The organism is aff. Roholtiella sp. LEGE 12411 (genome assembly GCF_015206995.1).
Taxonomy (GTDB): Bacteria; Cyanobacteriota; Cyanobacteriia; order Cyanobacteriales; family Nostocaceae; genus Komarekiella.
Genome location: NZ_JADEXR010000133.1, coordinates 1 through 15658 on the forward strand (window position 1 = coordinate 1; position 15658 = coordinate 15658).

A 15658-nucleotide genomic window follows, 5' to 3' on the forward strand; every position below is an offset into this window, starting at 1 on the left:
GCATTGGGCATTGGGTAGGGGCATTGGGCATTGGGGATTAGGAAGATAAGGAGGAATTATTGAGCAGATCTCTCCTTTGTCTCTGCTCTCTTCCTTATGTTTCTCCACTCCTCCACTCCTCCACTCCTCCACTCCCAGTCCCCAGTGCCGATTTTTCAATAACCGCGCCAAACACCGATGAGAGAACCTTGTACCTGCACATGCATAGCTGCAACTTCAATGGGATTGTACTTAGGATTTGCTGGTTTGAGGGTAACGCGATCGCCGCTTCGATAAAAACGCTTTAATGTAGTACCGTATCCATCAACTCTGGCAGCGACGATGGTACCATTTTTCAGATGATTTGGTTCTACTACTGGACGCAAGAATACCAAATCTCCATCAGCAATTAAATCCTCAATCATGCTGTCGCCGGCTACTCGCAAAGCATAGGTTTGAGCAGGTAATGAGAAATTAGAAAAGTCTAGATGATCTACAGTATCGGTGAATGGTTCAATTAAACCACCAGCTGCGATCGTGCCCAAAATCGGTACACCTTGCTTGACAGGATGCAAAATCCGAATAGTTCGCGCCTTCCCTTCATTCCATTCTATATATCCCTTGACGCGTAAATGCTCCAAACGACTTTGAATTGGTGCTGGCGACTTTAAGTTCATCGCCTGCATCATTTGCCGAATTGAAGGTGAATGTTGGTGCGTTCGGATGTATTCTGCCAACCATTCGTAAAGTTCTTGTTGAGCTTCTGTTAGACGTTCCATAAATTTCTCAGGAAGTAATTATAAATGTTCCTAGAACATTAGTACTACAAAAAACTCGCCATAACAAGACAAAAGTAAAAATATGAAAAGTGAAAGAAAGATAATTCTTTTATTTTTTGCTTATTGATTTTTGATTTTTCACGAAGAATATAGTCGGGAGTTAGGGGGAGCAGAAGAGCCGGAGGTAGAAAATAATTCTAGACTCTAGACTTTTGACTACTTTCACTCTGCCCCTAAAATACTTACAAGCAAAGCCTTTTGAGCGTGTAAGCGATTTTCTGCTTGATCCCAAACTCGTGATTGGGAACCTTCGATTACTGACTCGGTAATTTCTTCACCGCGATGGGCTGGTAAGCAGTGTAAAACAATTGCCTGTGGGTCAGCAAGGCTCAATAGTTGCTCCGAAATTTGGTAAGGTTGGAAAATTGGCAAGCGATCGCCTGCTTGTTCTTCTTGCCCCATACTTGCCCAAACATCGCTATAAAGTACAGCAGTTCCCTTGGCCGCTAATTCTGGATTATGAGTGAGGAGAACTTCAGTTTTATTATTAGCGATCGCTCTTGTTTGTTCGACGATCCTAGGATCTGGTTCATATCCACTTGGGGTAGCAATTCTGACATTCATTCCTACTAAAGCGCAGCCAAGCATCAGCGAATTCGCCACATTATTGCCATCGCCTACGTAGGTTAAAGTTAACCCAGCAAGTGTACTAAAGCTCTCTTGAATCGTTAGCAAATCAGCTAATATCTGACAGGGATGCTCTAAATCAGTAAGCGCATTAATTACAGGATTCTTGGCATAGTGAGCAAAAGTTTCCAACTCCTGCTGTGCAAAAGTGCGAATTGCCAAAATATCCAAATATCGATCTAACACCCGCGCCGTATCCTGTAAAGGTTCACCGCGACTAACTTGAGTGACATTAGGATTGAGATCGATTACCTGTCCACCTAATTGGTACATCGCCACCGTAAAACTCACCCGTGTGCGAGTTGACGCTTTAGAGAACAACAACCCCAATACTTTATTACACCGCAACTTTAGCCGTTGCGATTTGAGTTGAGTTGCCAATTGCAGGAGTTCCTGAAGTTCCGTTGGACTTAGGTCTGCCAGACTTAATAAATCTCGTCCGATCAACGCTGTCATGCTTGTGATCTGTGAAAGAACAATTACTTATTTCTGTTCCTTTACCCAGCTGTAGCAAAAAAATACAGTTTTAAAACTGTATCAAGATTTTTGCGTTTAGCCTAGGATTTGAGATAATTTTGCTATGAATATTAATTTATCAACTTAATCAGTGATTTAAATTGGGTCTATTGGGGATTAGAGACTTTTAAGATTGGGTAAAAACCCCACCTCTTGTGGGTGGATTTCTTTATAGTCCAATCTTTGAGTACCTAATTTTATTTATCACACTTTTAACCCCCATTCAAGCATCTATAGGCTGAAAAACAACTAGATAAAAATGTTTATTTGTACTTGATGGTAGACAATCAAATTAATTATGGTACAATAGGAAGTCGGTTAAGGCTTGAAAGCATTAATCATGAGCGCCAGCATAGCACAGTGGTAGTGCATCCGACTTGTAATCGGAAGGTCGTCGGTTCAAATCCGACTGCTGGCTTTCAAGCAAAATCAATACTTACCTTAGCAGGACTAGCTTTCTGCTTTTTAGCTGATCACGGCTTTCGGCGATTCAAAGTATTATTATTATGCCAAATTACCTAAAATTGTGCTTAATTCTAAAACATTTTTAGTTCAAATTTAGCCAGGATGTCAAACGTGAAATTGATGATTGAAGCTGTTAACGAGAGATTGAAAGCAGGCAAGATAAAAGTGAGAGTGGATCAAAGAGGCGATCGCTTATCTCTGCGTGCTACCCGTTGAACCTTTGAGGGAGTAAGCGATGGAGTTGAGGCAGCAAGGGGAGTAGAAGTGATTGAAGAATTGGGCGATCGCAAGCCTTGGAAAGAACAGCCAGCCAGGACAGAAGCAGTAAAAGCAGTACCTAAAAATATCAGTTTCATTTGGCTATATCAATAAAGGATCTCTTGCTTAGATCTCCCAAAATCGGTGCAAAAATCATTGCTAGCTGAAAAATTTTTCATCACCCCACAAAGGGCGATCGCGTCCCATACCCCTGCTAGTACAAAAAGCTGAAGCGCCCTTACTAGAGGCGCTTCAGCTTTTCAATACAAAGACTATAATTTTGCTAGTAATCAAAATTACTTACTGGCTAAAGCCAGAGGTGGAGGGCAATCTTCCTCTAGCTCTTCGTAGTCAAACGCTTCTTTCAAAGCAATAACTTGGTCATCAGGAAACCTAACAACCAGTTGTAGCTCCCCCCCCAATGCCTCTATGTATTTTCGCAACGTAGAAAGCATTAAATCGGTGCGCTGTTCAATTCGAGAAACGTTCCCTTGATCAATCTGAAGGATCTGAGCTATTTGTGCTTGAGTAAACTTTAGTGATTGTCTGAGTTCCTGTCTGGTCATTTCCTCAGCTATAATCTCTGCTGATCGCGCCTCGATTTTCTTTTGGCGATCAAGCGGTAATTTCTTTAGTTTTTCTTTTAAAGTTATCGCCATAGTTAACTCAACCTTTCTTTTGTCACAATTGGGCTAAGTGTGCTGCAAATCTAGCGTCGGCCTTGTTTATAAGTTGCTTGTAGAAATGACTTTGACTAACACCAGACTTGTCACCAGCCACTAATAAAATTGCATTTCGTTTTGGATCGAATGCAAATGCTACACGCCATACACCATCTGCTGCTTTAAAACGCAACTCTTTCATGTTAGGGTGCTTTGAGTCTTTGAGCGTATCTACCTTTGGCCGCCCTAGTTGAGGGCCAAATTCTTCCAGTGAACCGGCTTGAGCAAGCAACTCATCCTGTACTTCTTCTGGTAAATCATCAAACTCCGGCTCAAAGTCATCATGAAATTTAACTGTCCACTCCATTAATATTATGCGCTCAAATACATATTCACAAGAGTATATCAAGGTAGCAGATAAAACTGACATTTAGGTAAAGGCTGTTATCGGCGATATTTCTCGTGCCGATATTATTTGATAACTCTCAAATAGGTTTTCTCCCGGCTTGGGAGTGAATTCGCGCAAAGTCAGAGCGGAGGCTTCTTCCGAGCTGAACTTTGTAAGAGGCTCACTTTTTCCCATTACTTCCCTATATATCTATCGCTACCCTAAGCTCAGCTAAAAAAGCTTTTCAACAGCACTGCTGAACTGTTCGTAAGGAGAAACTCCCACAATGGTTTCTGCTAATTCACCATCCTTGAAAATTAAAACCGCTGGAATATTGCGAAGACCAAATTTTTTAAATATCGGTTTGTTGTTATCGATATCTACCTTAACGACCTTGGCGCGACCTTTGTATTCCTCTGCAAGTTGATCCATTAACGGACTAACCAGGCGACAGGGGCCACACCAAGTAGCAGTAAAATCAACAACTACTACTTTCTCTTCACTTAAAAGAGCATCAAATTCACTCTCTTGAACGTAAGCAACTGTATCAGTAGACATTCTTTAATTCTCCTGTGTGAAAATCAAATTTTAGCAAAAAGCTAACTGTACAAACTATACTCTCTTCTGCCGTATAAATCCCAATCATCATTATTAGTACCAAAACTACCCATAATTACAGATGAACATAAATACAGTTATAGGATTCCTATTTGATTTTTGAAATAACTGCGTACACCTCTAACTCCCTTTTTTCCCATTCCCTATCCCCTATCCCCCATTCGGTGTCTCTACAAGTCAGTTCACGAATCAAATCGGATTACTATAGTACCTATTTGTAGGAGTACAGACATACTCAAAGTAGCTGTGAATATAGTTGCTTAACACTTCTGAAGAAATTACTTATGTTTTTTGATTTTGTGACTTAAATCTACCTGCAAGAAACTCTCGTTTATGTAAATGCTTTGTCTTACGTTTGTTAACTCGCTCTCGCCACATACGGAAACTAGATTCTTTCATTTCAAGTTTCATTAAGGCAATTACTTGTTTCTCAAGGAGTCCAAACTGAGTTTCAATAGCATCGAAAGGTGTTCTATCTTCCCATGCCATTTCAATGATGCGATCAATAGTTTCCGAGTCAAGGTTAGGTAGATTCATTTTTCTATGCGGGGGTTCTCCCCGTTGTAGCAACTGGCGTGAAACAGAGAGACTTGATGCAAATTACAGATTGCTTAACTCACAATGAATGATAGTGGTATATCTTTAATAGTTCATAATTTTAATAAACTACAAAGGCTCAAAGAAATCACAAAGCCAACTTTTGCTTAATGGCTAAATCAACTGTTTCAACAAAACGGCTCAGCAGACAGTTAATCCACTGGTTGCTTGAAGAAGATCGAAGAGAGAAGGAAGGCCCCTACCGCAAGGAAGAACCACATCGTCAGCATTCTTGGTGGCAGGTCATGTGCCTGACTGGTGTAGATTATTTTTCTACCCTTGGCTATCAACCTGGTATTGCAGCATTAGCAGCAGGCGCCCTTTCTCCTCTGGCTACTCTGATTCTAGTTTTGCTGACGCTCTTTGGTGCATTGCCAATTTATCGGCGCATTGCTGCCGAAAGCCCTCATGGGGAAGGGTCGATTGCAATGTTAGAGCGTTTGCTCTCCTGGTGGCAAGGCAAACTACTTGTACTCTGCCTACTTGGCTTTGTGGCAACTGACTTTATCATCACCATTACCCTCTCGGCTGCTGATGCTACAGCCCATATCATCGAAAATCCCCTTGCTCCACATCTACTTGATGATCAGAGCATCGCTATCACCCTATTGTTAATTGCATTATTAAGCACAGTTTTCTTAAGAGGTTTCCGGGAAGCAATTGGTATTGCAGTATTTTTAGTGGGAGTTTATCTGCTGTTAAACTTCATTGTGATTGGTGTTGGTCTGTATCAAATCCTAACCCACCCAGGAGCGATCGCTCAATGGCAGACTGCACTTTTTGCACGCCATTCTAATCCTTTGGTAATACTCGGTATAGCTATCTTGTTATTCCCCAGGCTAGCGCTGGGATTGTCAGGTTTTGAGACTGGCGTTACCGTTATGCCCCTGGTAGAAGGTAGCAGCAACGACACTCAAGAGCATCCCAAAGGACGGATTCGGAATACGCGCAAACTGCTTACTGCTGCTGCTGTGATTATGAGCTTCTTTTTGCTCACCACCAGCTTTATAACTACTCTACTAATTCCAGCCGCAGAATTTGCATCTGGGGGCAAAGCCAACGGTCGTGCTCTTGCTTATCTGGCACATCTATATCTAGGTAATGGCTTTGGCACAATTTACGATCTGAGTACTATCTCGATTCTATGGTTTGCAGGTGCATCTGCAATGGCAGGGCTGCTCAATATCGTGCCTCGCTACCTACCACGTTATGGCATGGCACCCAATTGGGCACTATTAACGCGGCCTTTAGTCTTAGTCTATACAGCGATCGCCTTTGTTGTCACAATTATTTTCCGGGCAAATGTGGAAGCTCAAGGTGGGGCTTACGCAACAGGTGTGCTTGTGTTAATCACCTCAGCGGCCTTTTCTGTAACCCTATCAGCACACCATCGCAGACAGAAGAAAGGAACACTCGTTTTTGGAATCATCACAGTGTTGTTTTTATATACAACTGTTGTGAATATCATCGAAAGACCAGAAGGGATTAGGATCGCTGCGTTCTTCATCGGTGCTATCATTCTTACTTCGCTCATTTCTCGCGTTTGGCGTTCAACTGAACTGCGAGCAGAGCGAATCGAAATTGACGACAATGCTCACCAATTCATTGCCGAAGAGAGCCAAGGAGCAATACGACTGATTGCTAATCGGTTCAATGTGGGCGATGTCCAAGAGTATTTTTTAAAAGAGAAAGAAGTGCGCGAGGATAACCACATTCCACCCAATGATCCAATCCTTTTTCTAGAGATTATGGTATCCGATGCTTCAGAATTTGCAGATGTCATTAAAGTAAAGGGGGTGCAAGTTGGTAATTACCGCATCCTACGTGCTGAAAGTGCAGCAGTACCTAACGCAATCGCGGCTTTACTGCTCTATATTCGTGACCAAACAGGTAAGATTCCCCATGCTTACTTCGGCTGGGTTGAAGGAAACCCGATACAATACTTACTGCGTTTTATCTTATTTGGTGAGGGTGATATTGCTGTAGTCACCCGTGAAGTACTCCGTCGGGCTGAAAAAAATCCCCAAAAGCGTCCCGGTATCCATGTTGGGGGTTGAGGAAAGTTAGGGACAGTGGTGGGTTAAAGAACCATGCTTGAAAAATTTGTTGAGCTGCTATGACATACTCCCCGCGCCATCTCTTCGGAACGGGATGTGGCTGCTGACAGAAATAGCTCAAACATTAGGCAGAAGTAGTCTAGTCCCCAAAAAAACCGTGTGATGTCCAAATGACAAATCTTGGTCGCTCATGATTGTAACCTGCATTACCCCATCTGCCCTTCAGATTTTGGTAATATCAGGCTGTGACTTGTATTACCCTCTTAACGACGATTACCCGTTGGCAAGCACAGCTAATGTAACTGATGCTCATTGCTTATGACCCAGCAACACAAATGATTGATTTGGGTACAAGGGATACAGCATCCTATTTGGAGGTTGGTATTCTCATAGTTTTGTCAATACGTTTACATAATAAATTCTGTAGAAGGCGAGCAAGAGACTTGTATTAAGATGAGTATTTTCGTTAAGCTGGCAACCAAAGATGCAAAATAAAGTCTGAATTGCTTACAAATGTAATTTGATGATGTAGTCATTAGGAGCCACTGCGTTGCAAACAGAAGTCTGTAGCTTGCTTAGCGCACTGTACGCCGCCTTCGGAGAACTCTGAGCGCCGGACGTCGGCGTTTAGAGGTAGCAAAGCCAGCCTGTTCGCCTTTGGCGTCTCCCTTGGGGAGAAGGGCTTTACGAGGAGTTCCCCCATTGAAGCAAATGGCGTTCATTAGTAAGGACAAATCACAAAAGACTAAGGAAAACCCGATACAGCTTGACCTATTTTCTACCACATACCCCTTGAATAAGATAAAAATGGCAAACAACGAAGAATCACGCGGTTTAAAGTCTCTGTTTGATTGGTTTGCAAATCGACGTAAATCAGGATCTACCAGCCTTGAACGCCAGGAACGTGAAATTGCTGATGGATTATGGCATAAATGCTCAAAATGTGGTGTATTAGCTTATACAAAAGACTTGAGAGCCAATCAGATGGTTTGTGTCGAATGTGGTCATCATAATCGAGTGGATAGCGATGAACGCATCCGTCAATTGATTGACCACAATACCTGGAGAGCGATGGATGAGCATTTACGTCCAAGCGATCCGCTGCAATTTCGCGATCGCAAACTATACAGCGATCGCCTACGAGAAACCCAAGAAAAAATTGGTTTATTAGACGCTGTTAAAACAGGTTTGGGTCAAATCAATGGCTTACCCATTGCTCTTGGGGTAATGGACTTCCGCTTCATGGGTGGTAGCATGGGTTCAGTCGTGGGAGAAAAACTCACTCGCCTAATTGAGCAAGCCACTCAACGGCGTTATCCTGTTGTGATTATTTGCACCTCCGGTGGTGCCAGAATGCAAGAAGGAATGCTTTCTTTAATGCAGATGGCGAAAATATCCGCAGCTTTACAGCGCCATCAAGATGCCCGACTATTGTACATTCCCGTTTTAACAAATCCCACCACAGGCGGCGTTACCGCTAGTTTTGCGATGTTAGGCGATCTCATCCTAGCAGAACCAAAGGCAACCATTGGTTTTGCCGGTCGGCGAGTAATTGAGCAAACCCTCCGGGAAAAACTGCCCGATGATTTTCAAACAGCAGAAGATTTACTTAAACACGGTTTTGTCGATGATATCGTACCCCGTACTCAATTGAAGAACACCCTAACGCAGCTGATTTCCTTACACCAGCCGGCACCAACCGCGCCTCATCTGGTGTTGTGGGAAACAATGTCTTTGAGTTCTAGCGCCGCTGAGTAAGAGAGTGGAGGAGTGGGGGAGTGGAGAAGCTAAGTGAACAATTATTCTTGTCCCACCTTCTCCCTCTCTCCCCCTCATCCCCCTGGTTCTTGGATAAACATCAGTGGAATAAGCGCTGCTAGTCGAAATAGACTAGAGAGGATGAACAATCCTAGTAAGCCTCCAGATTCAGAAAATTGGACGATGAAGCCACCTACGGTTGTGCCTAAAGCACCACTTACCCCAGCAGCGGCAGCTGCGATCGCAAAATAGATAGACTGATTTTTAACCGGTGCAATCCCCAGTTGCATATTATTACTGCACAAGTCAATTGCTGCGCCAGTACCTCCAGTAAAGATGTGTAATAGTGGCAACCATAGCCAGAGGTCAAGGCGATTAACACCAATTCCCAGCCATAATAATGGTGTAACTGCAACCAAAATACCAACAAAAATAAGCACGGGACGATTACCTATTTTGTCTGCTAATTTACCCCACCAGATCAGCATTAGCAGATTCGCCCCCACCTGAAGGCTACTGTAAATAGTCACCCAACTCACATCTAAATCCAGCGTATCCAGCATGTAAAAATTAAAAAAAGGAGCGCTGAGATTAACAGCAAGCATCCATAAAGTGAAATAAACCAGAAACATCAAAAAGTTAGTGTTTTTCCAGATACTGGCAACTAATTGATTTTGTGGAATGGGCAACTGCGGTAAACAGATTGATTCAGGTATTTCACAAGAATCCTTCTTGGCAACGTCTGGCTGAATCTCGCTTGTTTGAGCTAACTTAGCAACATCAGTGTTTTGGCATCGCGGATTCACATCCACTTGGAAATACTGACAGCCTATTCCCAAAATCCCAAACACGATACCTACCAGCAGCACAACTCCATAACCTTGTAAAGTTCCTCCATACCAGTGTGATACAGCTAGACCTGCCAAAGGTAAGTAGACTAAATTAGTTAAGCTGGCGGCACTGTTACGTAACCCGAAATACCGGCCTCGTAATCGCCGAGGGACTATCATAGCCACCCAACTTAGCCATGCTGCGCTTCCTAGTCCTCCCAAAAGATGGGTGAATAAGACAATCAAAAGTGTCAATATCACTAATTGATGACTATTAACCCCACCCCAGCTTGTGGCTAAAATGCCAATTACTAGAATCAGCCACAGTGGACGAGAGATTCCATGAGTCAAAAGGGAATACTGAAAGCGGCTGGTAGTGCTCTCAGAGAAGTAAGCACCCAACGGCTGAATGAGATTCGCAATCATGGGGATAGAGGACAGCATCCCAAATACCACTGGGCTGGCGTCCAACTCCACCAGGAAATTAGAAAGCAAAATCCCGCCAGTAGTCAGGGAGAAAATTGCTGAAAAGATAGCATCCCCAGTGGAAGCCCTGAGGCTGGTGCGAATGACATCCTTGGAAATTTTAAGGCTGGGTTGTGAGGTAGGATTTAGTGCTGTGGGTGTTGAGGCAACCGGGGAAATTTCTAAAGTCGAAGGTGTAGGAGTTTCAACTTGAAAAGAATTCATATACTATCTTCTACTGGTAAAGCATTCTGCAAAAGTCCAGTTGCTAAAGTTAAATTTAACTTTCTAGGATTAATAATAGCGATCGCCATCACTATTATTGGTTGTCACAGCCTACAACTAATAAGCAAACCGTCAGCGTCTACCGCAGTCACGATCAAACTCAGTGGCTGGGGAGGATCTCCTATTGAACAAAAACTCTTGAGACAGGTACTACAAGACTTTGAGATGCAGCACCCCACTATCAAGGTTAAGTATGAGGTGATCTCCGACCAATACATGGATGTAATCAAAACGCGGTTGGTTGGTGAAGCCGCGCCTGATGTTTTTTATCTCGATGCTCTTGAGGCTCCTTTCTTGATGAGCCAGAATATTCTAGAACCGCTAGATGCTTATATCACCCCAGAATTTGACCTAGGGGACTTTGAAAATACTTTACTCGGCAATTTCAAATACCAGAACCAGATTTATGGTCTTCCTAAAGACTATTCCACCCTTACCTTGTTTTATAACAAAAAAGCGTTCGCTGCTGCTGGTTTGAATAATCCACCAACTACTTGGGATGAATTACGTACCTATTCCCAGAAGTTGACAGGTAAACTTAACAAATACGGCTTTGGCGAAATTCCAGAATTAGCGCGTCAAGCTTACAAAGTCAAAGCTTTTGGTGGGCAACTTGTTGACCAAAATGATTACGCTACCTTTGCTAGTACGGCAGGTTTGCAGGGATTGCAATTAGTAATAGACCAGTATCAAAAAGACCGCTCCTCGGCACAAAAATCCGATGTAGGCACAAACTCAGGTATTGAAATGTTTGGTCAGGGCAAAGTGGCAATGGTAATTGAAGGTAATTGGGCAATTCCTTATTTAACTGAAACCTTTCCTCAAGTAGAGTTTGCTACCGCAGAAATACCAACTATAAACAACAAAAAAGGCACAATGGTATTTACCGTTGCCTATGTGATGAATAAGCAAGCACAGCACAAAGCCGAAGCCTGGGAGTTGATTTCTTATCTCACTGGAAAAGAAGGGATGCAAAAGTGGACAGAAAAAGGGTTTGCGCTGCCAACGCGGAAATCAGTAGCAGAGAAATTAGGCTATGACCAAGACCCCTTGCGATCGCCATTAGTGGCAGGAGTTAATTATGCTACATCATGGCAGTTAGGCAAGTATCCAGCGGCGATCATGAATAACTTTGATAACCAGTTTGTCAGCGCCTTGTTGGGACAACAACCATTAAAACAGGCGATGCTGAATGCACAGAATGAAGCTAATCAGCAAATTAGGGCGATGGAGTAAGCAATCTTTCTTACCTCTACCAAATCACTTCTGAGTAGAAATTTGCTATTTCCTTATCAGATGTAATTATTGCAGCTTGATTACTTCTGGCTAGTGCAACGACAACTCGATCTACTGGATCTCGATGACCCCATTCTAAATTGACACTTTCCATCCAAATATTTTCATCAATGGGTACAATCTGAACAGTACTAGACTTTTTCAGCAAGCCCTACGTACTCGTTCAGATTGACTCCTAAATCTAGTTTTTTATTTTTGATTTTTAGAGCAATTTCCCATATAGCTATAGATGGAACAAGACCATTTTTATCTCTTTCCATGTAGTTGCACGCTTCTTTGGCTTGTTCAGAAAGTTTGGCTGGATCTAAACTCCACCAGATTAAGGCACAAGTGTCAAGGACTATCTTCACAATTGTGGCCATTCCTCAGTTGTTGGTGTAGTTAAATCCTCAAAATACTTCACTTTACCGCGCATCTCTCCAAATAACTCCTCTGTTGAAGGTGCTTGTGCGTATTTAGAAATTTTCACGACTGGCTTACCGCGATCGGTAACTATAATTTCTTCTCCTTCTGACTCTACAAGTCGTAAGAACTCAAGAAGTTGAGATTTGAGTTTACTTTTGGAAATTGATTTCATAATAACCATAGTCATGACTATAGTCATATTTTAACTGCTGTCCGTGGGTTAAAGTCCCCCGGTTCTATAACCGGTAAGTAATGCAATTGGGGTTAAATCCCCATTACAAAACTTAATTACGAATTACGAATTACGAATTACGAATTATTTTAATAGGACGTATAGCAGTTCTAAGATCATTAAGGTTTCCCGATGGATCTATTTCTTACTCTTGAGACTCTACCTTTTGGATAAACTTCTGAATTGCTTGTAAATACGAGTTACTTCCAGGTTGATAAATTTGGACATGTTTTCCTTTTGGAATTAATAAAAGTTGTTTGGGTTCAGGGGCAGCATCATATAACTGCTGAGTCATGTAGGATGGAACAATGCTGTCATCAGTTCCATGAATAAATAAAACGGGAAGACGTAGAGAGCGAACTTTATAAATAGAATCAAACTTTTGTGTTAGCAGCAAATCGATGGGAAACATCCGTAACCAATCTCTATATTTGATTTGCTCTGCCATTGATGTAAAGGAGCTTTGCACAATTAATCCACTAGCTTCTGGACGTTTTACTGCCAAATTTATCGCAACTGCTCCCCCAATTGATTCGCCGTAAATGACAATTTTATTAGGAGGTATTTGTTGTATTTTTACTAAATAATTCCAGGCTATTTGACTATCTTCATAAAGCTGAGACTCACTAGGAAAATTCCCTTTGCTACTACCAAAACCTCGGTAGTCAATGACTAACACAGAAAACCCCAACTGTCGCATTGCTTGAAGTCTGCCTATATAATTGTAGTAACCTTTATTATTAGCAGCACCGCAAAAGTATAAAAATGTTTTAGGTGATTTTAAAATTTTTACAGGCTCATTTGGAATTAAAGAAAGTTTCTCTTTTGGTAATGGTGCTGGAATCCACCAGCCATGTATATATTTATTAGAGCCAGTAATAGGTAAACGTACATCTTTGTAAGGAAGAAGAAAGTTGGGTGAACTAGGTAGGGTTGAGATTTGTGGAGTGGGACGAAAGATAAAATAACGCTGCCGAACAAACAAAAATAGACAGGTTGAAATGTAGGCGATCGCGACCAATCCTATACTTCTTAGCAGCAGTTTTCGATGATTAAAATATTGCATATTCCTCAAGTGATTTTCCAGTACTGCCAAAAGTGCGATGTCTACGACGGGCATACGTATCAACTTAACGCGAAACCTCACGTTTGCCAGGGATCTCACAGAACTCACAAAACAACGTTAAATTGAGGATTTCAGACGATACCCCTAGCTACCTTCAAGCGAGCGATCGCTTGATCCCTCTAAAAGCAATGGTGAATACTCCAGATTCACAATGGCTGAAACCCTTGTTTTTACGTTGGTTTTGAAAAGTTTGTGGTTTACTGATATAGCGGTTCCCATTCAGATGCGGTACAAAATTATATCGCTTGGTGTAGGGGCAATTCATGAATTGCCCCGAAGGGTGTACCTCACTAGACCAGTAAACGCTATATTCTAATATTTCCTTAGCTTTTTTTAGTTGGTAATAGTTGCGACAGGAGTACGATAAATAATCATGCACAACCCATCGCTACAGTCGGGTTAACGCGGCGGGATTAAGCGGAGGTTTAGTAGTGTTTCAAATCAGCAGGCGGCGCAGTAATCCCAGACGGAACGTCACAGAAGACTTGGCCGGGTATATGTTCATGATGCCCGCTATTCTAGTTTTGGGGACTTTTGTAGTTTCACCTATTCTCTACGCCGTTTTTCTTTCCCTGCAAAAAGTCCAACTTCTCGGCGGTATTAAATATGAGTTCATTGGCTTTCGGAACTTCACGCGCTTAGTTGAAGATGAACGGGTTTGGATTGCTTTGAGAAACACAGCAGAATACGTAATCATTGTTGTGCCAATTCAAACTGTTCTAGCTTTAGTTTTGGCAGTAACTCTCAACTCTGGGATTCGTGGCAAAAATTTGTGGCGCATCCTTTATTTTTTGCCGACAGTCACGTCTTCAGCAGTACTAACGCTAATTTTCATGTGGATTTATAACACCGATGGGCTACTAAACGATTTTCTCGCTTCTATAGGACTGCCCACTTATAACTGGTTAGGTGATCCAGCAGTTGCGCTCAAAGGGATTATGCTGATGAATATATGGTCAACCGCGCCATTTTACATGGTGATTTATTTGGCAGCGTTGCAAGATATCCCCCAAACACTTTACGAGGCGGCAGAACTTGATGGAGCAAATGGGTGGCAGAAATTTATCCGCATCACTGTTCCTTTGCTCCAGTCTGTTACCTTCTTTGTGGTTGCAATCGGAGTGATTGGCACTTTTCAATTATTTGATCAATCTTATATTTTTTCTGGCGGTACTGGCGGGCCAAACAACGCTACTTTGACCGTGGTGCTGTTAATTTACCAAGCTGTGTTTCGGAATTTACAAATGGGATATGCCGCTGCGATCGCCTTTTTACTAGCAGCAGTTATTATTACTATTACTCTGATTCAGCGGCGACTTTTTGGAGGCGAAAGGATTTGACTAACATCTCTGGCTCGTCCTGGCTCAAAGTATTGTTATACGTCTTGCTCACCTTCTATGCGCTGATTACTCTAATTCCCTTTCTCTGGGCACTTTCGGCATCATTTAAGTCCCTTACAGAAATTGTCAGCGGTGAACCTAGTTTCTTCCCTAAGAATTTTACTCTCGACAACTACAGGCAAATCTTCCTGCAAGAACCGCTGTTTTGGCGCTGGTTGTTCAACAGTGTGGTAATTGCCGTCAGCGTCACTATTTTAAACTTGTTGTTAAATTCAATGGCGGGTTATGCTTTGGCAAGACTGCGCTTTGTGGGCAAACGCTTTTGGTTTTTCTTAATCTTGGCAGTCCTAGCAGTGCCAGCGCAAATCACTCTGATTCCGACATTTTTGATTTTAAAAGCGATCGGCTGGCTAAATTCTTATCAGGGTATGATTGTGCCTAGCATGGTTAATGCTACTTTTATCTTCATGATGCGGCAATTTTTTGTCAGTTTTCCTAAAGAATTAGAGGAAGCCGCTCAACTAGATGGTTTAAACACTTTTGGAATTTTCCGACATATTGTCTTACCTCTAGCAAAACCAGCACTAGCAGCACAGGCGGTTTTTGTATTCATGGGGAGTTGGAATAATTTCTTGCTGCCTATAGTTATCCTGTTTGATCCAGAAATGTTTACCCTACCTTTGGGGCTAAATACCTTCAAAGGTCAATATATCAGCTATTGGAATTACATTATGGCAGCTTCTATGGTATTCACCCTGCCCGCTTTAGGCATTTATGTCTTTTTCAACCGCTATTTTATTCAAAGCGTTACGTTTACCGGGGGGAAAGGTTAATCGGCATGGGGCATGGGGCATTGGGCATTGGGCATTGGGCATGGGGCATTGGGCATTGGGGATTGGGCATGGGGCATTGGGC

Annotated in this window: 19 protein-coding genes and 1 tRNA gene; 6 read left to right on the top strand and 14 right to left on the bottom strand. The window is 42.4% G+C overall.

Features of this window, described 5'->3' with window-relative positions:
* Positions 1–155 precede the first annotated feature (155 nt).
* A complete protein-coding gene (gene lexA, locus IQ246_RS22645; protein ID WP_194005589.1) occupies positions 156–758 on the bottom strand; it encodes a transcriptional repressor LexA in 603 nt (200 codons plus the stop codon).
* 222 nt (positions 759–980) lie between these two features.
* A complete protein-coding gene (argF, locus tag IQ246_RS22650) occupies positions 981–1901 on the bottom strand; it encodes an ornithine carbamoyltransferase (RefSeq protein WP_194005590.1) in 921 nt (306 codons plus the stop codon).
* Between the two features lie 406 nt (positions 1902–2307).
* Between argF and IQ246_RS22655 the strand changes: the two genes are divergently transcribed.
* Positions 2308–2379: transfer RNA gene (locus IQ246_RS22655), tRNA-Thr, on the top strand.
* Between the two features lie 223 nt (positions 2380–2602).
* Here the strand turns inward: IQ246_RS22655 and IQ246_RS22660 are convergent.
* The 5 genes from IQ246_RS22660 to IQ246_RS22680 form a co-directional block, all read right to left on the bottom strand.
* Positions 2603–2782 (bottom strand): hypothetical protein, encoded by a 180-nt coding sequence (locus IQ246_RS22660; protein ID WP_194005591.1) that lies wholly within the window; start codon positions 2780–2782, stop codon positions 2603–2605.
* A 198-nt stretch (positions 2783–2980) separates the two neighbouring features.
* On the bottom strand, positions 2981–3343 hold the full coding sequence (locus IQ246_RS22665; protein WP_194005592.1) for an XRE family transcriptional regulator: 363 nt from the start codon (positions 3341–3343) through the stop codon (positions 2981–2983).
* Positions 3344–3365: 22 nt separating this feature from the next.
* Positions 3366–3713 carry a type II toxin-antitoxin system RelE/ParE family toxin gene (locus IQ246_RS22670; RefSeq protein WP_194005593.1) on the bottom strand — a complete coding sequence of 116 codons (348 nt, stop codon included), beginning with the start codon at positions 3711–3713 and terminating at the stop codon, positions 3366–3368.
* A 252-nt stretch (positions 3714–3965) separates the two neighbouring features.
* A complete protein-coding gene (gene trxA / locus IQ246_RS22675) occupies positions 3966–4292 on the bottom strand; it encodes a thioredoxin (RefSeq protein ID WP_194005594.1) in 327 nt (108 codons plus the stop codon).
* A gap of 342 nt (positions 4293–4634) precedes the next feature.
* Positions 4635–4889 carry a TIGR03643 family protein gene (locus tag IQ246_RS22680; RefSeq protein ID WP_194005595.1) on the bottom strand — a complete coding sequence of 85 codons (255 nt, stop codon included), beginning with the start codon at positions 4887–4889 and terminating at the stop codon, positions 4635–4637.
* 170 nt (positions 4890–5059) lie between these two features.
* On the opposite strand from IQ246_RS22680, the gene IQ246_RS22685 reads away from it, so the two are divergent.
* Positions 5060–7006: an amino acid transporter gene (locus IQ246_RS22685; protein WP_194005596.1), complete on the top strand. Its 1947-nt coding sequence runs from the start codon at positions 5060–5062 to the stop codon at positions 7004–7006.
* Positions 7007–7581: 575 nt separating this feature from the next.
* Here IQ246_RS22685 and IQ246_RS22690 read toward each other — a convergent pair.
* Complete coding sequence (locus IQ246_RS22690) at positions 7582–7728, bottom strand: hypothetical protein (RefSeq protein ID WP_194005597.1); 147 nt, start codon at positions 7726–7728, stop codon at positions 7582–7584.
* A gap of 85 nt (positions 7729–7813) precedes the next feature.
* Here IQ246_RS22690 and accD point away from each other — a divergent pair, with 85 nt between their 5' ends.
* Positions 7814–8764, top strand: a complete 951-nt coding sequence (gene accD, locus IQ246_RS22695; protein WP_194005598.1) for an acetyl-CoA carboxylase, carboxyltransferase subunit beta — start codon at positions 7814–7816, stop codon at positions 8762–8764.
* A 74-nt stretch (positions 8765–8838) separates the two neighbouring features.
* Here the strand turns inward: accD and IQ246_RS22700 are convergent, their stop codons facing one another.
* A complete protein-coding gene (locus IQ246_RS22700) occupies positions 8839–10284 on the bottom strand; it encodes an MFS transporter (RefSeq protein ID WP_194005599.1) in 1446 nt (481 codons plus the stop codon).
* 75 nt (positions 10285–10359) lie between these two features.
* Between IQ246_RS22700 and IQ246_RS22705 the strand changes: the two genes are divergently transcribed.
* On the top strand, positions 10360–11580 hold the full coding sequence (locus IQ246_RS22705) for an ABC transporter substrate-binding protein (RefSeq protein WP_194005605.1): 1221 nt from the start codon (positions 10360–10362) through the stop codon (positions 11578–11580).
* 16 nt (positions 11581–11596) lie between these two features.
* Here IQ246_RS22705 and IQ246_RS30555 read toward each other — a convergent pair whose 3' ends face one another.
* The 5 genes from IQ246_RS30555 to IQ246_RS22725 form a co-directional block, all read right to left on the bottom strand.
* Positions 11597–11788 carry a type II toxin-antitoxin system VapC family toxin gene (locus IQ246_RS30555; protein WP_244142122.1) on the bottom strand — a complete coding sequence of 64 codons (192 nt, stop codon included), beginning with the start codon at positions 11786–11788 and terminating at the stop codon, positions 11597–11599.
* The gene (locus IQ246_RS30560) at positions 11772–11990 is read right to left on the bottom strand and encodes a type II toxin-antitoxin system VapC family toxin (protein ID WP_244142123.1); all 219 of its coding nucleotides are present in this window, start codon (positions 11988–11990) and stop codon (positions 11772–11774) included. Before IQ246_RS30560 ends, IQ246_RS30555 begins: the two co-directional genes overlap by 17 nt.
* Positions 11987–12217, bottom strand: a complete 231-nt coding sequence (locus tag IQ246_RS22715; RefSeq protein ID WP_194005600.1) for a type II toxin-antitoxin system Phd/YefM family antitoxin — start codon at positions 12215–12217, stop codon at positions 11987–11989. Before IQ246_RS22715 ends, IQ246_RS30560 begins: the two co-directional genes overlap by 4 nt.
* A 205-nt stretch (positions 12218–12422) precedes the next feature.
* Entirely contained in the window at positions 12423–13397 is a 975-nt protein-coding gene (locus tag IQ246_RS22720; RefSeq protein ID WP_244142124.1) for an alpha/beta hydrolase, read from the bottom strand.
* Positions 13398–13497: 100 nt separating this feature from the next.
* Entirely contained in the window at positions 13498–13668 is a 171-nt protein-coding gene (locus IQ246_RS22725; protein WP_194005601.1) for a hypothetical protein, read from the bottom strand.
* A gap of 166 nt (positions 13669–13834) precedes the next feature.
* Between IQ246_RS22725 and IQ246_RS22730 the strand changes: the two genes are divergently transcribed.
* Both IQ246_RS22730 and IQ246_RS22735 read left to right on the top strand, forming a co-directional pair.
* Positions 13835–14743 (top strand): carbohydrate ABC transporter permease, encoded by a 909-nt coding sequence (locus IQ246_RS22730; protein WP_194005602.1) that lies wholly within the window; start codon positions 13835–13837, stop codon positions 14741–14743.
* Positions 14740–15576 (top strand): carbohydrate ABC transporter permease, encoded by an 837-nt coding sequence (locus tag IQ246_RS22735; protein WP_194005603.1) that lies wholly within the window; start codon positions 14740–14742, stop codon positions 15574–15576. The genes IQ246_RS22730 and IQ246_RS22735 overlap by 4 nt, the downstream gene beginning before the upstream one ends.
* Positions 15577–15658 lie beyond the last annotated feature (82 nt).